Origin of the sequence: Mangrovactinospora gilvigrisea (assembly GCF_001879105.1) — a bacterium.
Lineage (GTDB): Bacteria > Actinomycetota > Actinomycetes > Streptomycetales > Streptomycetaceae > Mangrovactinospora > Mangrovactinospora gilvigrisea.
Window position 1 is genome coordinate 43,777 of the sequence record NZ_MLCF01000025.1, and the last position, 22,492, is coordinate 66,268.

23 protein-coding genes and 1 tRNA gene are annotated in these 22,492 nt (G+C 71.8%); 8 read left to right on the forward strand and 16 right to left on the reverse strand.

Translation table 11 applies throughout. The annotated features are described in order from the left end of the window. The first annotated feature begins 52 nt into the window (after nt 1-52). On the forward strand, nt 53-1,168 hold the full coding sequence (locus BIV57_RS06560; protein WP_079170071.1) for a PP2C family protein-serine/threonine phosphatase: 1,116 nt from the start codon (nt 53-55) through the stop codon (nt 1,166-1,168). A 32-nt stretch (nt 1,169-1,200) separates the two neighbouring features. Here the strand turns inward: BIV57_RS06560 and BIV57_RS06565 are convergent, their stop codons facing one another. The 7 genes from BIV57_RS06565 to BIV57_RS06595 all read right to left on the reverse strand — a co-directional run bounded on the left by BIV57_RS06565 (nt 1,201) and on the right by BIV57_RS06595 (nt 7,742). Beyond that, nucleotides 1,201-1,860 carry a carbonic anhydrase gene (locus BIV57_RS06565; RefSeq protein WP_071655700.1) on the reverse strand — a complete coding sequence of 220 codons (660 nt, stop codon included), beginning with the start codon at nt 1,858-1,860 and terminating at the stop codon, nt 1,201-1,203. A 32-nt stretch (nt 1,861-1,892) separates the two neighbouring features. Then, nucleotides 1,893-2,867, reverse strand: a complete 975-nt coding sequence (locus tag BIV57_RS06570) for a P1 family peptidase (protein WP_079170084.1) — start codon at nt 2,865-2,867, stop codon at nt 1,893-1,895. A gap of 12 nt (nt 2,868-2,879) precedes the next feature. Continuing rightward, nucleotides 2,880-4,169 carry a GNAT family N-acetyltransferase gene (locus tag BIV57_RS06575; protein ID WP_071655702.1) on the reverse strand — a complete coding sequence of 430 codons (1,290 nt, stop codon included), beginning with the start codon at nt 4,167-4,169 and terminating at the stop codon, nt 2,880-2,882. Between the two features lie 21 nt (nt 4,170-4,190). Beyond that, on the reverse strand, nt 4,191-4,781 hold the full coding sequence (locus tag BIV57_RS06580; RefSeq protein WP_139275482.1) for a hypothetical protein: 591 nt from the start codon (nt 4,779-4,781) through the stop codon (nt 4,191-4,193). 90 nt (nt 4,782-4,871) lie between these two features. Continuing rightward, the gene (locus BIV57_RS06585; RefSeq protein ID WP_217651698.1) at nt 4,872-6,473 is read right to left on the reverse strand and encodes a multicopper oxidase family protein; all 1,602 of its coding nucleotides are present in this window, start codon (nt 6,471-6,473) and stop codon (nt 4,872-4,874) included. Continuing rightward, a complete protein-coding gene (locus tag BIV57_RS06590) occupies nt 6,470-6,994 on the reverse strand; it encodes a hypothetical protein (RefSeq protein ID WP_071655704.1) in 525 nt (174 codons plus the stop codon). Before BIV57_RS06590 ends, BIV57_RS06585 begins: the two co-directional genes overlap by 4 nt. Nucleotides 6,995-7,295: 301 nt before the next feature. Continuing rightward, nucleotides 7,296-7,742: an anthrone oxygenase family protein gene (locus BIV57_RS06595; RefSeq protein ID WP_071655705.1), complete on the reverse strand. Its 447-nt coding sequence runs from the start codon at nt 7,740-7,742 to the stop codon at nt 7,296-7,298. Nucleotides 7,743-7,868: 126 nt separating this feature from the next. On the opposite strand from BIV57_RS06595, the gene BIV57_RS06600 reads away from it, so the two are divergent. Then, a complete protein-coding gene (locus BIV57_RS06600) occupies nt 7,869-8,456 on the forward strand; it encodes a TetR/AcrR family transcriptional regulator (protein WP_071655706.1) in 588 nt (195 codons plus the stop codon). A gap of 84 nt (nt 8,457-8,540) precedes the next feature. Continuing rightward, complete coding sequence (locus BIV57_RS06605; protein WP_071655707.1) at nt 8,541-9,851, forward strand: D-arabinono-1,4-lactone oxidase; 1,311 nt, start codon at nt 8,541-8,543, stop codon at nt 9,849-9,851. Here BIV57_RS06605 and mce read toward each other — a convergent pair whose 3' ends face one another. Further along, nucleotides 9,852-10,289, reverse strand: a complete 438-nt coding sequence (mce, locus tag BIV57_RS06610) for a methylmalonyl-CoA epimerase (RefSeq protein WP_071655708.1) — start codon at nt 10,287-10,289, stop codon at nt 9,852-9,854. A gap of 169 nt (nt 10,290-10,458) precedes the next feature. On the opposite strand from mce, the gene BIV57_RS06615 reads away from it, so the two are divergent. Then, nucleotides 10,459-12,411 (forward strand): S53 family peptidase, encoded by a 1,953-nt coding sequence (locus BIV57_RS06615; protein ID WP_071655709.1) that lies wholly within the window; start codon nt 10,459-10,461, stop codon nt 12,409-12,411. A gap of 48 nt (nt 12,412-12,459) precedes the next feature. Here the strand turns inward: BIV57_RS06615 and BIV57_RS06620 are convergent, their stop codons facing one another. After that, nucleotides 12,460-13,191, reverse strand: coding sequence for a FadR/GntR family transcriptional regulator (locus BIV57_RS06620; RefSeq protein ID WP_079170085.1), 732 nt, complete (start codon nt 13,189-13,191; stop codon nt 12,460-12,462). 93 nt (nt 13,192-13,284) lie between these two features. Between BIV57_RS06620 and BIV57_RS06625 the strand changes: the two genes are divergently transcribed. Genes BIV57_RS06625 through BIV57_RS06635 form a run of 3 tightly spaced genes read left to right on the forward strand, consistent with a single transcriptional unit; the run spans nt 13,285 to nt 16,204 of the window. Further along, nucleotides 13,285-14,091 (forward strand): SDR family NAD(P)-dependent oxidoreductase, encoded by an 807-nt coding sequence (locus BIV57_RS06625; protein ID WP_071655711.1) that lies wholly within the window; start codon nt 13,285-13,287, stop codon nt 14,089-14,091. Between the two features lie 56 nt (nt 14,092-14,147). Further along, nucleotides 14,148-15,293: a galactonate dehydratase gene (dgoD, locus tag BIV57_RS06630; protein WP_071655712.1), complete on the forward strand. Its 1,146-nt coding sequence runs from the start codon at nt 14,148-14,150 to the stop codon at nt 15,291-15,293. A 56-nt stretch (nt 15,294-15,349) separates the two neighbouring features. Next, nucleotides 15,350-16,204 (forward strand): hypothetical protein, encoded by an 855-nt coding sequence (locus BIV57_RS06635; RefSeq protein WP_071655713.1) that lies wholly within the window; start codon nt 15,350-15,352, stop codon nt 16,202-16,204. A gap of 50 nt (nt 16,205-16,254) precedes the next feature. Here BIV57_RS06635 and BIV57_RS23975 read toward each other — a convergent pair whose 3' ends face one another. Continuing rightward, the gene (locus BIV57_RS23975) at nt 16,255-17,169 is read right to left on the reverse strand and encodes an HNH endonuclease (protein WP_107409484.1); all 915 of its coding nucleotides are present in this window, start codon (nt 17,167-17,169) and stop codon (nt 16,255-16,257) included. Nucleotides 17,170-17,605: 436 nt separating this feature from the next. Here BIV57_RS23975 and BIV57_RS06645 point away from each other — a divergent pair, with 436 nt between their 5' ends. Continuing rightward, a complete protein-coding gene (locus tag BIV57_RS06645) occupies nt 17,606-18,790 on the forward strand; it encodes a DNA cytosine methyltransferase (protein ID WP_336445550.1) in 1,185 nt (394 codons plus the stop codon). A gap of 53 nt (nt 18,791-18,843) precedes the next feature. On the opposite strand, the gene BIV57_RS06650 is transcribed toward BIV57_RS06645, so the two are convergent. From BIV57_RS06650 to ehuD, 6 genes are all read right to left on the reverse strand, one after another. After that, nucleotides 18,844-19,347, reverse strand: a complete 504-nt coding sequence (locus BIV57_RS06650; RefSeq protein WP_071655715.1) for a very short patch repair endonuclease — start codon at nt 19,345-19,347, stop codon at nt 18,844-18,846. Then, on the reverse strand, nt 19,344-20,297 hold the full coding sequence (locus tag BIV57_RS06655) for a NaeI family type II restriction endonuclease (RefSeq protein ID WP_071655716.1): 954 nt from the start codon (nt 20,295-20,297) through the stop codon (nt 19,344-19,346). The genes BIV57_RS06650 and BIV57_RS06655 overlap by 4 nt, the downstream gene beginning before the upstream one ends. Nucleotides 20,298-20,606: 309 nt before the next feature. Next, nucleotides 20,607-20,777, reverse strand: coding sequence for a hypothetical protein (locus tag BIV57_RS24950; RefSeq protein ID WP_175548681.1), 171 nt, complete (start codon nt 20,775-20,777; stop codon nt 20,607-20,609). Nucleotides 20,778-20,870: 93 nt separating this feature from the next. Next, nucleotides 20,871-20,944, reverse strand: a tRNA-Lys gene (locus BIV57_RS06665). Between the two features lie 77 nt (nt 20,945-21,021). Beyond that, entirely contained in the window at nt 21,022-21,849 is an 828-nt protein-coding gene (ehuA, locus tag BIV57_RS06670; protein ID WP_071655718.1) for an ectoine/hydroxyectoine ABC transporter ATP-binding protein EhuA, read from the reverse strand. After that, nucleotides 21,839-22,459 carry an ectoine/hydroxyectoine ABC transporter permease subunit EhuD gene (ehuD, locus tag BIV57_RS06675; RefSeq protein WP_071655719.1) on the reverse strand — a complete coding sequence of 207 codons (621 nt, stop codon included), beginning with the start codon at nt 22,457-22,459 and terminating at the stop codon, nt 21,839-21,841. Before ehuD ends, ehuA begins: the two co-directional genes overlap by 11 nt. Nucleotides 22,460-22,492: the final 33 nt, after the last annotated feature.

Here is a 22,492-nt window from a genome sequence, read left to right on the forward strand (position 1 = left end):
GGAACAGGTACCGGAGAGCAGCTCCGGACGAGGCAGCGGAGACGGGCACGGGATGACGACGCAGCCGCAGCGCGCCCTCCCCGACTGGTTCCCCGCCTGGATGCGCTGGGTGGCCTGGGTCCCCCCGCTGATCATCGCGGTCGCCTTCGCCGGCGACTTCGTCATCCCCGGCGGCTACTGGTCCAGCACCCCGCTGCTGGTGGCCGCCGCCCCCATCGCCGCCGCGGTCAGCTCGCTGCGGGTCACCGTCCTGACCGCCGTCGCCGCGGCCGCCGCCGGCGCCGGCGATGTCTACGAGCGCTTCCAGCTGCACCGGCGCCACTTCGACGGGGTGCTCACCGCCGTGGTGATCGCCGGGCTGGTCGCCGTCGCCAGCGCCCTGGTGCGGCACCGCCGCGAGCTGGCCCTCGCCGCGGTCCGCGACGTCGCGGCCGCGGCGCAGCGCGCGGTGCTGCCCCGCCCCTCCGCCTCGGTCGGCCCGTTCACCGTCGCCGTCCGCTACGAGGCCGCCGACGACGCCGCCGAGATCGGCGGCGACCTCTACGCCGTGCAGGACACCCGCTGGGGCGTCCGCTTCCTCGTCGGCGACGTCCGCGGCAAGGGGATGGGCGCGGTCGGCGCCGTCGCCCTGCTGCTCGGCGCCTTCCGGGAGGCCGCCGACACCGCCCCGGACCTGGCGGCGCTGGTGCGCAGCCTGGAGCACTCGCTGCGCCGGGAGGGCGAGCGGCGCGGCGGCGACCGGTCCATCGACGCCGTCGAGGGCTTCACCACCGCGCTGGTCGGCGAGACCAGCCCGGACGGCGCGCTGCTGCGGTTCGCCATGCTGGGGCATCCCCCGCCGCTGCTGCTGGACCGCTCCGGGCATGCCCGGTGGCTCGCCGACTGGGAGGGCGACCTGCCGCTCTCCACGAACCTGGACGCCCCGCCGCCGCGGATCCACCGCGTGGAGCTGCCGTCCGAGGCGCTGCTGCTGCTCGTCACGGACGGCGTCACCGAGGCGCGGAACGCCGCCGGCGAGTTCTACGACCCGGTGGCGCGGCTCGCGGGGCGGCGCTTCCGCACGCCGCGCCAGCTGGTCGACTGGGTCGCCGAGGACGTCCACCGCCACACGGTGGGGCGGCGCGGCGACGACATGGCCATGCTCGCGATGCGCTGCCCGGCGCCCTGAGCGGGGCGGCAGCGCCCCGTACGGCGTCCGCGCTATGCCGCGTTCTCGCTGTCCAGCTCGCCGATGGGGCCGCGTGCCGTGACGATCCGCGCGCGGCCGTCCGCCAGGCGGTAGGAGAGGCCCACCACCGCCGCGCGGCCCGCGTCGACCTCGTCGGCGAGCACCCGGGAGCGCTCCAGGAGGTGATCCACCGTCAGCCGGATGTGGGTGTCGATGGTGTCCTGGCCGTCGGCCAGCCCCGCCGCCCGCGCCGCGAGCACGCTCGGGGTGACCCGCTCCACCAGGTCGCGGATGAAGCCGGGGGGCTGCGTGCCGCGGTCCACCGCGTCCGTCGCCGCCGCCACCGCGCCGCAGGAGTCGTGGCCCAGCACCACCACCAGCCGGCACCCCAGCACCGCCGGCCCGTACTCGATGCTGCCCAGCGCCGCGGAGTCCACCACATGCCCGGCCGTGCGCACCACGAAGAGGTCGCCGAGGCCGCGGTCGAAGATGATCTCGGCGGCGAGGCGGGAGTCCGAGCAGCCGAAGAGCACCGCGAACGGGTGCTGCACCGGCGCCAGCGAGGCGCGCCGCTCGGCGTCCTGGTTGGGGTGCAGCGGCTCGCCGGCGACGAAGCGCCGGTTGCCGTCCATCAGGAGCGCGAAGGCCTCTGCCGGATCCAGTTGCTGGGGGGATGCGTCTATGCCGGTCATGGTCATCAGGGTAAGGGGCGCGCGCCGGGGCGTCAGGGGCGCGCCACCGCATCCGGGGGGAGCGCCGGGGCGAACGCGCCGTCCGGGCCGTGCGTGTCCTCGGCCGCCAGCAGGGCATTGAGCACCGATTCCTCGACGGCGTCGAGAACCGCCTCGAAGAGCGGGGAGAGGGCGTACTCGGACGGCGGAGCGACGCCCGCGCCGACCGGCACCACCGAGAACGCCAGCCCGTAGTCGCCGCTGCCGTTGGAGAACGCGGCGCCCGTCCGGGCCAGCCCGTAGACGGCGCGGCGCGCCAGCCGGGTCAGCTGGCGGCCGTCCAGCGGGGCGTCGGTGGCCAGCACCACCATGCACGAGCCGTGCTCGGCGGGGCGGGCCTGCTCCACCGGAGTGACGGTCCGTCCGCCGATCCGCAGGGTGCCGTCGAAGTTCGCCTGCACCAGGGCGCCGACGGTGTGCCCGCCCGCCACTCGGGACGCCGTCCCGATGCCCGCCTTGAAGCCCAGCGCCACCGTCCCCGTCCCGGCGCCCACGCAGCCCTCCGCGACGGGGCCGTCGGAGGCGGCGTCCAGCGCGGCCCGCACCTGCGCGGCGCCCACCGGGCGGGAGCGGATGTCGGAGAGCTGCCCGTCGTTGCACTCCCCGACCACCGGGTTGAAGGAGCGCACCGCGGCGCAGTCGGGACGCTCCAGCATCCAGTCCACCAGCGCGTCGGCGGCCCGGAAGGCGGAGAGCGTGGCGGTGAGCACGATCGGCGACTCCAGCTGCCCCAGCTCGGCGAGCTGGGTGGAGCCGATCAGCTTGCCGTAGCCGTTGCCCGCGAACACCCCCGCGGGCAGCGGCCGATGGGGCAGCGCGCCGGCGTCGATCGCCGTGCAGCCGGAGTTGACCCGGGGCGGGCGGCGCAGCGTGGTGTGCCCCACCCGCACCCCGGGGACGTCGGTGAGCGCGCCCCGCGGCCCGGACGGGAACGGGCCGGGGGCGAGGCCGAGTTCGGCGGCGCGCACCCCGCGGGCCACCTAGAACCCGTCCGAGCAGAACGGCGCCGCCGACGTCCGCAGCTGGAGGTCGGCCAGCTCCACGGCGCCCGGGGTGAGCTCCTGCACCAGGCCCGCCTCGACCAGCCGGGGCGTCGACTCGCCGCCCAGGCACAGCGCCGACCAGGCGGAGACGTCCAGGGCCAGATCCGCGGCCGTCCCCTGCGCGGCGCGGGTCAGCCGGCCGCCGCCCTCGCCGTCCGTCTCCAGCACCCAGGTGCCGGCCGCGTAGCCGAGCGCGTCCGCCACCTCGAAGACCGTCCGCCCCGGAACCCGGCGGTAGGCGCGGCCGTTGAAGACCTGCTCCGGATCGAGGATGCGCAGCCACAGCCACTCGCTCGGCGCCTCGGTGCGGCGCGCGCCGCGCGGGTTGACGAGCAGCAGCGGCAGCGCCGAGTCGGGCTGCAGCCGCGGCACCTTCAGATGCCGCACCCAGTCCACCTCGCTGAGGTAGCGCCAGAGGGCTTGCTCCGTCGCGGTGTCGAGGGCGAACAGCTTGTCCACCTTGAGGACCCCGTCCGGGGTGCCGTTCTCGAACCGGCGCTCGACGGCGTAGACGGCGAGCCCGGTGACCGTGCCGGAGGCGTCCCGGTGCACCGCGACGAACGGCGGCTCGAACGGCTTGTCGGAACCCGGGCCGGGGAGTTCGCCAGTGAGCACCTTCCAGATGTCGGGCAGCCGGTTGACCGTGCCCGGCTGGGTGCGGCGCCACCGCTCGTGCAGCCCCGGGCCGATCTTGCGCAGCTCGGCCATGGAGGCCAGGTCGATCCGCGCGCCGGGGGCGAGCGCCCCCACCTCCGCGCGCAGCCCCCCGCTCCGGTTGAGGTCGACGTCGTAGCCGACCTCGTTCGCCACCGCCCGGCCGAAGCCGAACCGCCCGTAGATGCCGTGCTCGGCGGCGTAGAGCCCGGCCAGCGGCTCGCCCCGGCGGACGGCGTCCTCCAGGCCGGCCGTCATCATCCGCCGCAGCAGCCCCCGACGGCGGTGCGTGGGCTGGACGGTGACCGCCGAGACCCCCGCCATCGGCACGGAGCCGCCGCCGGGCGTCGTCAGCTCGAACCCGTAGGTGCGGTAGGTGCCGACGCAGTGGTCGCCCTCCCACGCCCCGATGATCCGCGACGGGTCGAAGGCGAGTCCCCGGAGGAACGCCAGGATCTTGGAGACGTCGTCCTCGACCGGCGGCGAGAGGAAGCCGGTGTGCACGGCCCGGCTCCACTCGGTCAGATCGTGGTCGTCGTCGCGGACAGTGCGGATGTCGATGGCAGCATTCACCCTGCCACGCTAGGACGCCGCCTACGTCTCCGGCACCTGCATTTCCGCCGGGCGCGCCGGCAGCCCGTGCTCCTCGGCGAAGAGCAGCAGGCAGGCCTCGCTGCAGAAGCCGAGATCCAGTTCCTCGAACCGGAGCGCGAGCGTCGCGGCCTGCGGCACCGCCATGCCGCACACCGGGTCGATGCCCGGCTCCGGCCGGTGCCCGGCCGACCGGTACGGCTCGGTGATCAGGGACGTCAGCGCGGACTGGGAGAGCAGCCGGCCCTCGGCCCCCAGCCCGCCCTCGGCGGCCGGCACCACGTACACCCACACCCCGTCCTTGCCCAGGAGCCGGCTGATCCTCTTGACGAAGATCCCGGCGCCCGGCATCCAGTCGTGCGGGAGCGTGATCCGCACCGACCAGCGGTGCGCCGGGCCGTCCCCCGGAGCGCCGGTGACGGAGACCGCCGGGCGGTGGAAGACCACCCGGCTCAGCGCCTTGGTGCGGTCCAGGACCGCCCGGGGGGCGGTCTCCTCCTGGACGATCTCGTCGATGATGCGGCGCCCCAGCGCCACCAGTTCGTGGTCCCTGCGGGTGTCCCCCATGGGGACGACTATCTCGATGAGCAGCATGGGGAAACGATGCGCCGGGCGGACCGGGGTGCGCATCGCACGTCCGGCGCACCTTTGCGGTACTTCCCGGGGCGCACGCCCGATACCCCGTCAGGAGGCGGTGAAGTCCGCCATCATGCCCATGTCCTCGTGCTCCAGGTTGTGGCAGTGCAGCAGGAACCGCCCGCTGTAGTCGGAGAAGCGCACCAGCACCTCCGCGGACTCCGCGGACCGCAGGTCGATCGTGTCCTTCCAGCCGTGGTCGTACTCGCCCGGCGAGGCGCCGTTGCGGGCCACCACCTGGAACGGGTCGAGGTGGACGTGGATGGGGTGGTGGACGTCGGTGACGAACCGCCAGCGCTCCACCCGGCCCAGCCGCGGCGCCGCGAGCGTACGCCCCGGGTGGTAGTCCTCGCCGTTGATGGTCCAGCCCATCCCGGTGCCGTCGCCCTTGCGCTGGAAGAGGAAGCTGCGGGTGACGGTCGCCGACCCGGCCGCCAGCGGCTCGATCGCGGACAGCTTCGCCGGCACCCGGCTGTCGTCCGCGGCGCCGGAGGTGGAGCGGACGGTGAACCGCATCACCTTGCCCGGGCCGCCGGAGGCGAACAGGTTGCGCAACTCCACCTGGGTGCCCGGCTTGTAGCGGGAGAAGTCCACCACCACGTCGAACCGCTCGGCCTGCGCGATGTCGATGCGGTCGTGCGGACGCGGCCGGTCGAGCAGCCCGCCGTCCGAGCCGATCTGCACCAGCGCCCCGCCGCCGGCCGGCTGCGGGTCCAGCTGGAGCCGGTAGCGGCGGGCGTTGGAGGCGTTGAGGATGCGGAAGCGGTAGCGCGCCCGGTCCACTTCGAGGGTCGGCCAGGGCGCGCCGTTGACCAGCACCACGTCCCCCAGCACCCCGTTGATCCAGGAGCGGGTGACGCCGGGGTCGCCGTGCGGGGCGGCCGGGTACTGGAAGGAGCCGTCGGCCGCGAACGACCGGTCGGCGATCATCAGCGGGATGTCGCGGTCGCCGCGCGGCAGCGGCAGCGCCGCCTCCTCGTCGTCGGTCACCAGGTGGAAGCCGGCGAGCCCGTGCCAGACGCCCGGCCCGGTGAACCCCATGACGTGGTCGTGGTACCAGAGCGTGGCGGCGCGCTGCTGCGAGGGATAGCTGTAGGTGCGGCTGCCCTGGGTGACGTCGCCCTTGGGCAGCGTCATCCCCGGCATCCTCGGCATCCCGGGCATGCTGTCGTGCATGCCGCCCATGTCCTTCATGCCGGCCGGCATGATCAGGTCGATGGGGTAGCCGTCGCTGTCGTGCGGGGTGTGCCCGCCGTGCAGATGGACGACCGAGGGCCGGTCCAGCTCGTTGCGGTGCGCGACGGTCACCGGACGGCCGCGCTTGGCGACGATGGTCGGCCCGGGGAACGTCCCGCCGTACGTCCACAGCGGGGTGACCAGCCCGCCCGGCAGCAGCCGGGCGTTCGCCGGGCGCTGGGTGATGGCGTAGTGGTCGGTGCCGCCCGCGGTGCTCGCCGGCCGGGCGACGGCCGGTATCGGCAGCGGCACCTGGTACGCGGCCGGCAGCTTGGCGCGGCTGGCCAGCAGCGAACCCGGCTGGCCGGGGCGGGCGATGTCCTTGCCGAAGCCGATGCCGAGCCCGGCGATGCCCAGCCCGCCGGCGAGGCCGGCGCCCAGCACGGCGCGGCGGCGCAGCTGACGCTCGCTCATGACCGGGCCTCCGCGCCGCTCTTCTTCTCCTTGCGGCGGCGCTGCGGGACCGCGGCCTGCTGGGCCGCCGTCACCGCGCCGATCAGCAGCAGCAGCGCCAGCGGGATGTGAACGATCAGCACCCGGCTGTAGCCCAGGATCATCTCCACGGGGACGAGCACCATCATCACCGCGGCGCGCACCGCCGTCCCGCCGGCGCCCGGCACCCGGCCCGGCCGCCAGGCGAGGATCGCGGCGATCAGCCCCACCAGCAGCACCAGGGCGAGGATCCCGGCGTTGGCGGAGTGCGTGTCGAGGAATCCGTAGCGGCCCTGGAGGAAGCCGCCGGCGGTGACCGACTGAACGATGATCAGCAGCGCCGTGAGGCCGAGGGCCACCCGCGCGGTGATCATCGAGCGCCGGCCGAAGGCGGTGCCCCGGGGCCGGTCCGGCCGCGCCTCGCCGTTCGCGGTGGCGGTCGTGGGCGGGACGCTGGTCGCGGGTGCCGCCCCGGAGGGGGGCGGTGAGACGGGGGATGCCATGGCTCGCTCGACCTTCCTTGTTTCTGCGGCTGATTGCGGTTCGGCTGGGGCGTGTACGGGGTTCTCCCGCGGAGGGAGGAGCGGCGTCCCGTGCGGCGAGCGTGTGTGCCGGGCGTCGCGACGCCGCGGGAGAGCCCCGTACACGCCCTAGATGGTGCGATGCCGCCCCGGGCGCACGCGTCCCACCGGGGGAGCGGCTTTCCGCGCTCCGGATACCGCGTGCGGAGTAGGGGTGCCTGCGCCCGGCGCCGGGTGGGTGTAGGGGCCCGGGACAGGCGCCGGCCGGCGGCCCGACGCTCCGTCAGACCAGCGCGCAGACCTGAAGGGCGAAGGCGGCGATGATGACCGTGACGCGGAAGTAGTGGTAGACGTCCCACTTGTGCGCCAGCTCCCGGGAGTTCTCCGGCGCGGTCTCCGGCGTCCAGTTCTTGCTCTGGTTGTTGATCGGCACGAGCACCAGCACCGACATCAGGACGCTGACGACCAGCATCGCCGCGGCGGCGACCACCAGCCCGGCGCCGTGGTCGCCCCAGGCGAAGCCGGCCCAGATCGCGCTGAGCCCCAGCGCGGTGAAGTACCAGAAGGGCATCAGCCGGCCGAGCATCCGGCCGCCGTGCGCCCGGCCGGCCAGCTCGGCCTCGGCCCCGAGCCCGGCGAAGATGCGGTTGAGCACGGTGGCGACGGCGAACTCGACCCCGACCATCACACCGGTGACGACGACGGTGACGACCTCGAGTGCGTTGAGCATGACCCCTCCAGGGATGCCGGGCGCTGGTGCACCGTCCTCCGGTGCGAGGTTTCCTAGCGCCGCTAGGTGGTGAGGCAAAGCTAGTACTACTGCCGCTCTCATGTCTAGCGGTGCTAGGATTCTTTTATGTCGGTACAGGAACGCAAGGAGCGCGAGCGGGCCCGGCGAGAGCGTCTGATCGTCGAGACGGCCCGGGAACTCGCCGAGAAGGACGGCTGGGACGCCGTCACCACCCGAAGGCTCGCCGAGCGCATCGAGTACAGCCAACCCGTCCTCTACAGCCACTTCCGCGGCAAGCGGGAGATCATCGGTGCCGTCGCCATGGACGGCTGCACCGAGCTGGCCCAGGTGGCGCGCGCCGCGGCCGCGGGCGCGGAGGGCCTGCGCGCCAAGGTCACCGCGGTCGCCCGCGCCTATCTCGACTTCGGGCGGCGCAACCCGGCGCTCTACGACGCCATCTTCCAGCTCGACGGCGGCCTGCTGTTCGCCTCCGACGAGACGCCCGAACCGCTCAAGGACGCCTTCGCCGCGATGCTGGAGGTCTTCGGCGAGGTCGCCGGCGACGGCGTCCACCCGGCCCTCTTCACCGAGGTGTTCTGGACCTTCCTGCACGGCCAGGTCACCCTGGCCCGCGCCGGCCGGACCCCCGAGGAGTTCACCGACCAGCGCCTGGAGCTGTTCATCGGCCGGATGGCGGTCTTCCCGCCGGACTGACGGCGCGGGGCGGGGCGGGGAGGGGCGGCCGGATGGTGACACGCCCCTTTACGGCGGGCCCGCCGGAATGAATGAATCCCGGTCATGACCACCGCACCACAGCCGACCGGCGAGCCCGCCGCCGCCACGCTCACCAACTGGGCCGGCAACCTCGCCTTCGGCGCCGCCCGCCTGCACCGTCCCCGCACCCTCGACGAGCTGCGCCGGCTGGTCGCCGACGCGCCCGGACGCGTCCGCGCCCTCGGCTGCGGCCACTCCTTCAGCACGGTCGCCGACACCGACGGCGACCTGGTCCGCCTCGACGCGCTCGGCGCCGACCCGGACGCGATCACCGTCGACGAGGACGCCCGCACCGCGACCGTCCCCGCCGGGATGCGCTACGCCGAGGCCGCCGCCGCGCTGGACGCCCGCGGCTGGGCGCTGCACAACCTCGCCTCGCTCACCCACATCACCGTCGCCGGCGCGGTCGCCACCGGCACCCACGGCTCGGGATCCGGGGTGCCCTCGCTCGCCGCGGCCGTCGTCGGCCTCGAACTGCTCACCGCCGACGGCGCGCTGCGCACGCTGACCCGGGAGGCCGACCCGGAGGTCTTCCCCGGCGCGGTCGTCTCGCTCGGCGCGCTCGGCATCGCCACCCGGATCACGCTGCGCATCGAGCCGGCCTACCGGGTCGCCCAGTGGGTCTACACGGACGTCGCGCTGGACGCGGTCGCCGCCGACTTCGCGGCGGCCTTCGAACTGGCCGACAGCGTCTCGGTCTTCACCAGATGGGACGACGGGCGCGCCAAGCTCTGGCTCAAGCAGCGCCTCGGGGCGGGGGCGTCCGGGCCGGCGTCGTCGCTGCTGGGGGGATCCCTCGCCACGGAGAACGTGCACCCCATCCCGGGCACGCCCGCCGAGCGGATCGCCGACACCACGCCGCAGTGCGGGGTGCCCGGGCCGTGGCACCGCCGGCTCCCGCACTTCCTCCCCGAGGGGACGCCGAGTGTCGGGGCGGAGATCCAGTCGGAGTGGCTGCTGCCCCGCGAGGAGGCGGTGCGCGGGATGGCGGCGCTGCGCGCGCTGGGGGACCGGATCGCGGCGGTGGCGCAGGTGTCGGAGATCCGCACGGTCGCCGCCGACGACCTGTGGCTCAGCGGCGCCTACGGGCGGGACACGGTGGCCTTCCACTTCACCTGGGTGCGCGACGAGGCGGCGATCCTGCCGGTGGTCGGCGCGATCGACGAAGCGCTGGCACCGCTGGGGGCGCGGCCGCACTGGGGGAAGGTGTCGACGCTGGCGGGACGTCAGGTGCGCGAGGCGTATCCGCGGTTCGCGGACTTCGCCGCGCTGCGCGAGGAGCTGGACCCGTCCGGGACGTTCCGCAACGCCTACCTGGACGCGCTGCTCGGCTAGTCAGTGCTGGACCAGCTCCAGCAGCACGCCGCCGGCGTCCTTGGGGTGGACGAAGTTGACGAGGGACCCCGCCGTGCCGCGGCGGGGCGCCTCGTAGAGCAGCCGCACCCCGCGCTCGCGCAGCGTCCGCGACGCCGCCTCGATGTCCGCCACCGTGTACGCGAGCTGCTGCAGCCCCGGCCCGCGCCGCTCCAGGAAGGTGGCGATGGTGGACGTCGCGTCCAGCGGCGCCAGCAGCTGGATCCGCGCGTCCCCCTCGCCGACCGCGAGCATCGCCTCGCGCACCCCCTGCTCCCGGTTCTCCTCCACATGGACGCAGCGCAGCCCGAACGTCCGCTCGTGGAAGGCGATCGCCTCGTCCAGGTCCGGCACGGCGATGCCCACGTGATCGATCCGCAGTACCCCGATGCCGTCCGCCACCGCTCCGCCTTCACTCATGGCACGAGGATATCCCCACCCAAAACCACGCCTCACAACCGGACTTGGTCAATTCTTGACCCTTGCATGACTGCATCAGCCACCCGTCGAACGGCAGTATGACGAGTTGTCTGCGCGCCCCAGGGCGCGCACGCGTTTCGGGTCCCTCTGGTGTACCGCAAGGAGTCCCATGAGTTCCGCGCACACCGCACGTCTCAGAAGGCGCGCAGGCGTCGGCATAGCCGCGACGCTCCCGCTCATCGCGGGGGCACTCGTCCTCGGCTCGCCGGCGAACGCCGCCCCGTCCGCGTCCGGCGCACCCGCCGGCCGCGACGCCGTTCCCGGCACCCACCCCGCGTGGGCCAAGCCGAGTGCCGCCCAGGGGGCCACCGCCTCCACGGCGACCGTCAACGCCCGGGTCTACCTCGCCGGACGCGACCCCCAGGGCCTCACCGCCTACGCGCGGTCCGTCTCGGACCCCCAGTCGGCCTCGTACGGCAAGTACCTGACGGCGGGCCAGGCGCAGGCCAGGTTCGGCGCCAGCGCCGAGCAGCAGGCCGCCGTCTCCCAGTGGCTGAAGGGCCAGGGGCTCACCGTCACCGCGGCGAACCGCCACTACATCGCGATCAGCGGCACCGCCGCCGCGACGCAGAAGGCGTTCTCCACCCAGCTGCGCAACTACCGCAAGTCCGGGCACACCTACCGCGCGCCGGCCACCACGGCCTCGGTGCCCGACAGCCTCAACGGCGCCGTGCTCAGCGTCACCGGCCTGGACAACGCCCCGCACATGGCGAAGCACGACGACACCCTGCCCGGCCCGGGCGCGGCGTTCGTCAACTCGGGCCCGTTCAGCAGCTACTACGGCTCGAACACCGCCAAGAACGTGCCGGACGCCTACGGCACCTCGCACCCGTACGTCGTCAAGGGCTACACGGGCAAGCAGCTGCGCGCCGCCTACGGCGCCGGCGGCCTCACCGGCAAGGGCTCGCGCATCGCCATCGTCGACGCGTACGCCTCGCCGACGATGCGCGCCGACTCCGACCAGTACATCAAGAACCACGGCGACAAGGCCTGGGCGTCCGGCCAGTACTCCGAGGTGCTGCCGAGCTCCTACAACTCCACCACCGAGTGCGGCGCCTCCGGCTGGTACGGCGAGGAGTCGCTGGACGTGGAGTCCTCGCACTCCGTCGCGCCCGACGCCAAGGTCACCTACGTCGGCGCCTCGTCCTGCATGGACAACGACCTGGTCGACGCGCTGAACACGGTCGTCGACCGGCACCTGGCCGACATCGTCTCCAACTCCTGGAGCGGCGGCGAGGCCGGCGAGACCGCCGCCGACGCGGCCGTCTACGACCAGACGTTCCAGATGGGCGCGGTCGAGGGCATCGGCTTCTACTTCTCCACCGGCGACGACGGCGACGAGCTGGCCGCCACCGGCACGAAGCAGATCGGCTCCCCGACCAACTCCGCGTGGGCCACCGCGGTCGGCGGCACCTCGCTCGCCGTCGGCAAGGGCGACCACTACATGTGGGAGACCGGCTGGGGCACCGAGAAGACCACGCTCGCCGCGAACGGCAAGAGCTGGACGAGCCTGCCGGGCGCCTTCCAGTCCGGCGCGGGCGGCGGCACCAGCGTCCTGATCAAGCAGCCCTTCTACCAGAAGGGCGTCGTGCCGAACTCCATCGCGAAGGCCAACGGCTCCACCGCGATGCGCGCGGTCCCGGACATCTCGGCGGTCGCCGACCCGCAGACCGGCTTCTCGGTGGGTCAGACCCAGGCGTTCCCCGACGGCACCGACAAGTACTCCGAGTACCGCATCGGCGGCACCTCGCTCTCCTGCCCGGTGATCGCCGGCGTCGAGGCGCTGCGCCAGCAGGCCCAGCACCGGGTGATCGGGTTCGCCAACCCGATGATCTACTCGCAGTACCGCACCGGCGGGTACCACGACGTGACGGACAACCCGCTGGGCAAGACCCCGATCGCGAACGTCCGCGTGGACTTCGTCAACTCGGTGGACGCCTCCGGCGGCCTGGTCACCTCGCTGCGCACCTTCGGCCACGACAGCTCGCTGCACGCGACCCGCGGCTGGGACGACGTCACCGGCGTGGGCACGCCGACCGCGCGCTACTACTGGGCGTGGTGAGCACGGATCAGTTGAACGGCTGACGGCCCGTCCGTCGGTTCTTCCCCCTCACCGCGCCGGGTGCCCCGCACCCGGCGCGGTGGTGTGTGCGGCGCCGGGTGAGCTGCCGGGTGCGGTGCCGTGCGCGGCCTGGCGGGCGTCGTGCTCCGCATGGGCGAGCAGCTCGGCCATGGCGCGGGCGGCGGCGTCCGCGTCCCGCGCGCGGACCGCGTCCAGCACGGCGCGGTGCCCCGGGACGGGGTCGTCCTCGCCGCCGGACGAGCTGTGCACCAGGGTGTCGCGGGCCCGCAGCGCCGGCTCCAGGAGGCTGTGCAGCCGGGCCAGCATCTCGTTGCCGGTGGCGGCCTGCAGCGCGCGGTGGAACTCCGCGTCGGCGGCGGCCGCCCCGTCCGGCTGCTTGGCCGACGCCATCGCGGCGAGGGCCTCCTCCAGCGCTTCGAGGTCGGCGTCGGTGCGGCGCTCCGCCGCCAGCCGGGCCGCGGACGGCTCGACCAGCGCCCGCATCTCCGCGAGATCGCCCAGCAGCGCGCTCCCCTCGCCGCCGGCCATCCGCCAGCGGACCACGTCCGCGTCGAGCAGGTTCCACTCGGCGCGCGGCCGGACGAAGGTGCCGCGCCTCTGCCGCGCCGCGACCAGCCCCTTCGCGGAGAGCACCCGCAGCGCCTCGCGGATCACGGTGAGGCTCACCCCGAACTCGGCGCCCAGGTCGCGGGGGTCGAGGCCCTGCTCCGGGTCGGCCACGATCCGCGCGCCCAGCGCCTCCACCACCTGGGCATGCATCCCCTGGGCCCTGCCGTCCCGCTGGGTCACTGCGCGGCTCCCGTCCTGGCTGTCGCCTTGGCATCGCTCAATAATTCATATTTAATATGCCCGATGACTCCAGGATCCGCCACCGCCACCAGCAGCGCGAGCCCGACCCCGCGCTCGACCCCGCACCCGCACCCGCGCTCCGCCCTCGTCACGGGCGGCGCCACCGGGATCGGCGCGGCCGTCGCGCACCGCCTCGCCGCCGACGGCGCCGGCGTGCTCATCGCCGACATCGACGCCGAGCAGGGCGAGCGCACCGCCGCCGCCCTCCGCGACCGCGGCCACCGGGCCCGCTTCCAGCGCTGCGACGTCGCCGACGAGGCGTCCTGGACCGAGGCCGTCGCCGCCGCCCGCGCCGCCTTCGGCCCCGTCGACGCCCTGGTCGGCAACGCCTACACGGTGCGCGTCGCCCCCGCCGACGCGCTGCCGCCCGCCGAGTGGCAGCGCCAGCTGGACGTCAACCTCACCGGCGCCTTCCTCGGCGTCCGCGCCTGCCTCGACGACCTGCGCGCCACCGGCGGCAGCGCGGTGCTGGTCTCCTCCGTGCACGCCCTCGTCGGGCTGCCCGGCCGTCCCGCCTACGCCGCCACCAAGGCCGGCCTCACCGGGCTCGCCCGCCAACTCGCCGTCGAGTACGGGCCCGAGGTGCGCGTCAACGCCGTGCTGCCCGGCCCCGTCCTCACCCGCGCCTGGGACGGCATCGACGAGGCGGACCGGCGGCGCAGCGCCGAGCAGACCGCCGCCCGCCGCCTCGGCCGCCCCGAGGAGGTGGCCGGCGCCGTCGCCTTCCTGCTCTCCGCGGACGCCTCCTTCGTCACCGGCGCCTCGCTCGTCGTGGACGGCGGCTGGTCCGTCTACAAGACCTCCTCCTGAACCCGAACACCCCGTTGCACACTTCGCTTGCACCACGTTGTCTGGAGCCACACCCCATGAAGATCACCCGCGTCGAGACCTTCGCCGTGCCGCCCCGCTGGCTGTTCTGCCGCATCGAGACCGACGAGGGCCACATCGGCTGGGGCGAGCCGGTCGTCGAGGGCCGCAGCGCCACCGTCCGCGCGGCCGTCCAGGAACTCGCCGAGCAGTACCTCATCGGCGCCGACCCGCTGCGCATCGAGAGCCTCTGGCAGCAGATGACCAAGGCCGGCTTCTACCGCGGCGGTCCGGTGCTCTCCTCCGCCGTCGCCGGCATCGACCAGGCGCTCTGGGACATCGCCGGCAAGCACTTCGGCGCCCCCGTCCACCAGCTGCTCGGCGGCGCGGTGCGCGAGCGGGTGCGCGCCTACACCTGGGTCGGCGGCGACGAGCCGAGCGAGCTGCGCGAGCAGATCGGGAAGCATGTCGAGGCGGGCTTCACGGCGGTGAAGATGAACGCCTCGGGGCGGATGAGCCGCCTCGCCACCACGTCCGAGATCGACGGGGTGCTGGAGCGGGCGGCGATCGCCCGCGATGTGCTGGGCCCGGACCGCGACTTCGCCCTCGACTGCCACGGCCGCTTCACCGCCGCCAACGCCCGCAAGGTGCTGCCCCGGCTCGCCGAGCTCAACCCGCTCTTCGTCGAGGAACCGGTGGTGCCGGAGTACCCGCACCTGCTGGCGGACGTGGTCGCGGCCTCGCCGGTGCCGATCGCGCTGGGGGAGCGGCTCTACTCGCGGGCCGAGATGCTGCCGGCGCTGCAGGCCGGCGTGGCGGTGCTGCAGCCGGACCTCTCGCACGCCGGCGGGATCTCCGAGGTGCGGCGGATCGCGGCGCTGGCCGAGGCGTTCGACGTGCCCGTCGCCCCGCACTGCCCGCTGGGGCCGCTGGCGCTGGCGGCGAGCCTCCAAGTGGCCTTCTGCACCCAGAACTTCCTGATCCAGGAGCAGAGCATCGGCATCCACTACAACGTGGGCGCCGAGCTGCTGGACTACGTCGCCGACCCGGAGCCGTTCCGCTTCCACGACGGCTACCTGCTGCGGACGGACCGCCCGGGGCTGGGCGTCGACATCGACGAGAAGGCGGTGCGGGAGGCGGACGGCTTCGACTCCTGGCACAACCCCGTCTGGCTGCACGAGGACGGCTCGTTCGCCGAGTGGTGAGTGCTCACAGCGTCTACTGACGCCCTGCTTGCACGGCCGCGCCTACCCTCGATCGGGTGAGCGACTACACGCCCCCGCCCGCGGGCTGGTACCCGGTCGAGAACGGCTTCGAGCGCCGCTGGGACGGCGACGCCTGGACGGACGACATCCGCCCCGCGGCGCCGCCTGCTGCGCGGCGCCGCAACCGCCGCGTCATCGGCGCGGCCGTGGCGGCGGGCGTCATCCTCCTCGCCGCGGGGGCGGGCGGGACGTACCTCGCCCTCCGCGGCAACGGCTCGCCCTCCCACACGGCGGCCGCGTCGCCGTCCCCGCGTCCGTCCGCGCCGCGCCCGTCCCAGGGCGGCGGAGGCGGATCCGCGGCCCCGTCCGCACCCGCCGCACCCCCCGGCACCGTCCTCGACGCCGTCAACGGCATCACCCTCCCCGTCCCCAAGGGCTGGACCGCGGAGGCCGCCAGCAGCACCAACGGGCTGGCCTTCATGTCGATCGGCAAGTACTCCTGCCCCCAGTCCAAGCAGGGCTGCGTCCGAGGCTCCGCCTCGACGTACCTCGCCAAGGGCGCCACCGCCAAGGCCGCGGCTGCCTCCGACATCGCCGCCAACGCCAAGGACGGCTACGGCACCCTGAAGTCCCACACCGTCCTGGAGCAGAAGCCCGTCACCGTCGCCGGCAAGCCGGGCTACCTCATCCGCTGGAAGGTCACCCCCACCTCGGGCGCCTCCGGCTACGTCGAGTCCGTCACCTTCCCCAGCCCCAACCCCCAAGCCACCGCCGGCCACTACTACGCCACCCTCCGCTTCGGCTTCGACGCCACCCCGACGGCCCCCAAGCCGTCCGTGATGGACACCATCGTCACGGGCACCCAGCTCTACACCGGCGGCACGACCTCGGGCCCGACAACGGCGACCTGAAGCAGGTTCAGGCAATCCCCATGCCTAGGATGGGCGTCACGCCCAGGGGCCTAGCCTGCGTGGCCGCGTCGTCGCATTTCCTCTGCTTTGCGGAGTTTGCGCTCATGTTCGATCTTGGCTACGGCAAGGCCTGGCCCGCCCTCCGGCCACGGTTCCCAGTGTTCGACTCGGTAGAAGGACAGCATTCGTCGACCATCCCTCTTCTTCCTATTGACGATTACCCAGCCGATTTGGCGCAGTTCCCGAAGCCTCTTCGTTGGGTCGCCACGGTTCTCCTCGCGGGCGACGAGATTGATCAGGGCGACGGGAACATCCTGCCCCTCCTTGGCCTTGAGTAGCTCCCCGATGCGCATATGCACTTCGTCCAGGACAATGGCGCGGCGGAGGGGCTCGAAGTCCTCCTTGAAGTCCTTGAACATCGCCTGCTTATCGTGGTTGCAGGCCGTACAGAGAGTCTGGAGGTTGTCCGGTTCGCTGTCGCCGCCGAGAATCTGAGGGATCTTGTGGTCGATCTGCAGTTTGACGGCGTCATCCTTGGGAGAGCGTCCGCAGGCTGCGCAGCGGTACCCGTACTCCATGCGTACCTGGGCGGCTACCGAAGGCCGGACCTCCTTGGACCGCTCAGCGCCGGCCTTGACCGCGGCGCTCCAACCGGCAAGCGGATAAACGAATTGGTTGGCAGCGCCTGGCGTTCTCGTGGCCGGGACGTTGAAGTAGCGGCGTAAATGGCGCAGTCGCCGGTTGGTCCAGCTGTTCTGCACTCCGTACTGGTGCTGGACTCGGTCCTCGATCTCGCGCATGGTCAGTGGTGCGTCGCGGGTCTCGTAGAGGATCTGGTAGACGATGCGCTCTTCAGTGCCCCGGACCAGATCGTAGAGTTCTGGACTGCCGGGGAGCGGGAGCGGCTGGTCTTCAGGCTCGCCATTCATGAGTTGCCCGACCACAGGGGCCACCGGTAGGTACATGCGTTCGACATGATGCTACTCCTGACGGGGCGTCGGGTGCCGGAGATGCGCGGATCGCGGAAGGGTGACGAGGATACCGGAGCCGCGTGTCCGGCCGGGAGCACCGCACTGGCCAGCAGGGTTGGATGCCTCTGCGGCGTGGGCTCGCGCCGTGGCTCCTTGCCGCCGCTGGGGCTGCGGACGCCGATGTCCGAGGTTGAATCTAGACTGACTCTCTTGGGCCGGACGGATGCCATGGTTCGGCCGGTTCAGTGGAGGCCGAGTGAGGCGCTTGGAACTCTGTGCCCCTGCTGGCACGATCGACGCGACGGGCCGACCGGTTCGTAGTTCAGCGGTGCAGGTGGCGGCGGCAGACTCCGCAACTGCCCACAATCCCGTGCATGAGCGCGGCGCAGGGAGGGTCCTGATGGCGGCTGCAAGGCGTAGGTTCACATCCGTGGAGATCTGCGCGGGCGCTGGCGGCCAGGCTATTGGCCTGCACCAGGCGGGGTTTCAACACCTGGCTCTCATCGAGTACGACAAGGATGCCTGCAAGACTCTGCGGAAGAACGCCGCACGCCTTAGCGCAAAGGAAACTGCAGTATTCGAGCGCGACCTCAACGGGTTCACCGTTGATCCGGATCCGAAGGCGGCAGGGAGCTTTGGAGCCTCGGCCCTCGGCCTGGTCAAGGACGGCGAGGTGGTTGAGATCGATCTGCTTGCCGGTGGAGTGCCATGCCCGCCGTTCTCCCTCGCCGGAAAACAACTCGGCCGGGATGACGAGCGCGACCTCTTCCCGGTGATGATGCGTATGGTAGAGGCTCTGCGACCCAAAGCGGTCATGATTGAAAACGTCCGCGGATTGCTGGAGCCGCCTGAGAAGTTCTCCGAGTATCGTAGCGAGATCCTCCAGGACCTCCGAAATCTCGGATATGAAGCCCGTGAGGAATGGTGGAAGGTTCTTGAGGCGCGCGACTTCGGCGTCCCTCAGCTTCGTCCAAGGGCCATCCTCGTCGCAGTGAGGAGGGAGTACGCCCCGTACTTCAAGGGGCTTCCCGAGGGGGCGGATGAGGAGATTTTCACGGTTCACCGAGCGCTGCAGCCTTCGATGAGGCGGCGATATGACGAACTGACTGCATGGGCGAAGGAGAATGACGAGCACAGCCTGCTGCCCCTCATTGAGGAGCGGTACGCAGCCTGGGAGAAGCGCGCTTCTGAGTCCGGTTCCGTTGCCCCGACCCTGGTCGGCGGTTCGAAGAAGCACGGAGGTGCAGACTTGGGGCCGACTCGCGCGAAGAAGGCTTGGAGCGTACTGGGTGTCAATGGGCTCGGTGTTGCCGATGAGGTTGCCGATGCCAACTATGTGCGGCACCTTCTAGGCGAAGATGGCCCCATGCTGACACCGAGTCAGGCCGCTCTGATTCAAGGCTTTCCTGAGGGCTGGGAGTTCGAGGGCCGCAAGACCGCAAAGTACCGGCAGGTGGGTAATGCCTTTCCTCCGCCGGTCGCCCGCGCGGTCGGCCAAGCAATTCGCAAGGCCCTCGCTGATGCCGAGGAGCAAATGTCAACTGTCCCTGTGCAGGATCCGGCAGGTTTCGATGCGAAGTCGAGCGGCGAGCGTCAATACGCGGGGAGCCGCTGATTCTGCGCATGGAAGCGTGTCCACCATCCCTGTGGCGATGCTGAGTAACGTGGCTACGCACGCCGTCGCCGCCCAGTTCCAAGAGCCTGACGGCGGGTGCGGACTGCGTCTTCTACGATCGCAGCGCATTCTTCGGCTGGCTGGTGCTCCCAGAAACGCAGCACCAGCCAGCCTTCATCGGTGAGCCGCTGGTCGGTTTCGCGGTCGCGGCGGATGTTGCCCCCGATCTTATTCTCCCAGTACTCCGGGTTGGTCTTCGGCTGGACAAAGTGATCGGGGCAGCCGTGCCAGTAGCAGCCGTCAATGAAGACTGCGATGCGGGTTGGGCGGAAAACCATGTCGGCGGTGCGGCGCATCTTGGCGAGGGGCTTCGCGGCAACTCGGTAGCGCAGGCCGGCGGCATGGACCAGACGGCGAAGCGCGAGCTCTGGGGAAGTATCTCTGTTGCGGTTGCCGAGCATGCTCTTGCGGTTGGCTGCTGACGACGCCCAGGAGCCTTCGGGGGCAGCCCATGAGCCGCTGTTCTCGTCAGTTTGCGGGCTCTTCTTCTTGCTCATCGCTTGGGCAGGGTTGGAGCTGGCTGCACGGGGTCTTCCGGTCGTGCGACTCTCCATTGCGCACCGTTGATTTCAACCACCGGGACGTCAGGAAAGGACAGGTCGACGCGGGCCAGCCGCACACTGATGGAGTCGCCGCGTCCGGGGACCGGCACGCCAAGTGCCCCAGCTAGCTGGGCGTCGCTGGAGTACTGCCCGAGGACGATGATGCCCTCCGGACGGAGGTGGGTGCGGGCGCCGCCGTTGCCTCGGACGCGCTTCATGTAGTCCTCCTGTTGCGCCACAGTAGCGATGGTGGCGCGGCTGATGATCCGGCCCTGGGCGCGACGGAAGAGCTCATTGACTCTGGCCTGGCCGGAGCTCTGGCCGAAGATTGCGTCGATGTCACTTTGAGGTAGGCGCAGCAGCACGTTCTCAGGCAGAGTGGCATCACGGTGTAGCCAGGTGATGCGTCCGCGTTTGGCGGCGCGGATGGTGCTCTTACCGTCGCGGTTGCGACCTTGGTTAAGGATATCGTCGGTGATCCGGGCAAGGCCGGCGCTCCATATACCGGCTTGGTCGTCTGCCCACACCAAGAGGCAGATGTGACCGATCGCCTCGGGCGGGATTGTCCAATGCCACATGGCCTGGGAGTATTTGCAGTCCACGTCGATACCGGTAACCGAGTAGTCCATGGACTGACCGCCATCGAAGCCGAACTCCCGCTGGAGGTTGATCTCTACCAAAGTACCGCAGTGGGTCTTCTCGGTCTTGAACAGCTGTTCCCAGCGGAAGCGGCCAGTATTGCGACCGTCGAGGAGCATGTCGAAGGTCCGCCGGATCGCTGCGGCGAAGCGGCGGCCGTCCGGGTCTAGCGCCTGGAGCTCGATGCGCACCTGTTCGATCTCGCTATCGCGCGGTGGCTCGGACCCAGGCAGCACGGGCTGTGCGTTGTGCACCGAGTTCTCCACTCGAGTAACTCTAGCGGCGCCGAAGGGGCCGTGCGGGGCGAGTTGGGCGTCACATGCACTGACTTTGTGGTGGCGGTGCCGTGAGGGCCTGAGGCCGCCGCAACTGGCAGCTATCGGTTCCTCGCGGCTTCGCCCTCCGGATGCGGGGAACCGGGCTGGTGGGCTCGTGCGGACGGCATCCGGGGTGGTGTGAATGGCTTGCGGAGGATGTCGATGATCTCCTTGCCGCACAGAAGTGCCACGGGGTTCATGGTGACGAAGATGCCGAACTGGTCGGCGGCGCAAGCGGGAGGTGAGGCGGGATGCGTCCTAGGTGCCGACGGAGGTGGTGCGGCCGTAGCACCTGGGCCTCCAGGGCGAACAGCCCTGCTCCCGGGCCAGCCGCGCGAAGGCGAGCAGCTCCACCTGGTCACTCGGCGCGACGGCCAGGGCGAGGGCGTCCAGCAGGCGGCGGCCGGCCCCGCCTACCCGTGCGGCCATCCGGCCGCGTGCGGCTTCGATGTCGGCGCGCGGGATCGATGCCACCAAACGGAAAAAGCCCCCGGTCGTGATGCCGGAGGCCTTTTCTGCGGGTGCGCCGCCAGGGACTCGAACCCCGGACCCGCTGATTAAGAGTCAGCTGCTCTAACCAACTGAGCTAGCGGCGCGTTGTCGGCGTTGCCGTCGACAGGAGGAAACATTACACGACCTTCGGGGGTGCTCGTGACCACCCCCGAAGGGGTGGTCAGCGCTCCTCGAGGACCGCGCGGAGGAAGCGCTGGGTGCGCTCCTCGGTGGGGTTGCCGAAGATCTGGTCGGGGGGGCCGGACTCGACGATGCGGCCGTGGTCGAACATCAGGACGCGGTGCGAGACGTCGCGGGCGAACTGCATCTCGTGGGTGACGATCAGCATGGTGATGTCGGTTTCGCGGGCCACGTCGCGCAGCACGTTGAGGACGTCGGCGACGAGCTCGGGGTCGAGCGCGGAGGTGACCTCGTCGAGGAGGAGGATCTCCGGGTCCATGGCGAGCGCGCGGGCGATCGCCACGCGCTGCTGCTGGCCGCCGGAGAGCTGGGAGGGGTGGGCGTCGGCGCGGTCGCCGAGGCCGACCATCTCCAGCAGCTCGCGCGCCCGGGCCTCGGCCTTGGCGCGGTCCTGGCCGAGGACGTGGATCGGCGCCTCGGTGATGTTCTGCAGCACCCGCATGTTGGGGAAGAGGTTGAACTGCTGGAAGACCATGCCGATCTTCCGGCGGATCGCGGAGAGGTGCTTCTCGTTGGCGGGGCGGAGCTGGCCGCCGGGCGTGCGCATGTGGGAGAACGGCTCGTCGTCGACCCAGATGACGCCGTCGTTCACCTTCTCCAGCGTCATCAGCAGCCGCAGGATGGTGGTCTTCCCCGAGCCGGACGGGCCGATCAGGGTGACGCGCTCGCCGCGGTCGACGGAGAAGTCGAGGTGGTCCAGGACGGTGTTGCTGCCGAAGCGCTTGACCACCTGGTCGAATTTGATGCAGGCGGCGGACGGCGCGGTCGCGGAGGCGTCCGCCTCGGGGTTCGCGGGTTCAGTGGCCAAGGCGCTTCTCCAGCTTTCGCATCGCCAGGGACGTCGGGTAGCTGGCGGCCAGGAAGATCAGGCCGCACAGGGTGAAGACCGGCGGGTACTCGAAGTGGTTCGAGCCGTAGTCCTGCGCGGTCCGCACCATCTCGCCGACGCCGATGACGGACAGGAACGGGGTGTACTTGAACATCGCGATCGCGTAGTTGCCGAGGCCGGGCAGCACATTGCGCACCGCCTGCGGGAGGATGACGGCCCGCCAGGTGTGCGACCGCGGCAGCGACAGCGCGGTGGCGGCCTCCCACTGGCCGCGCGGCACCGCGTCGATGCCGGCCCGGTACACCTCCGACATGTACGTCGAGAAGTGGATCCCGAGCATGGCGATCCCGATGACCTCGGTGGGCAGCGAGCCGAGCAGCACCCACAGCGCGAAGAGCTGGATCATCAGCGGGGTGGAGCGGATGAACTCCACGACCACCTTGACGGGGACGGTCACCCAGCGGGTGCGGGAGCGTCCCAGGATCGCCCAGACGAGGCCGAGCGCGGCCGCGACCGCGGTGCCGACCACCGTCGAGACCAGCGTCACCTTGAAGAAGGCGGCGATGACGGAGGGGAAGGCGTCTCCCATTGCGGACCAGTTCACGGGCGGACCACCCCTCCC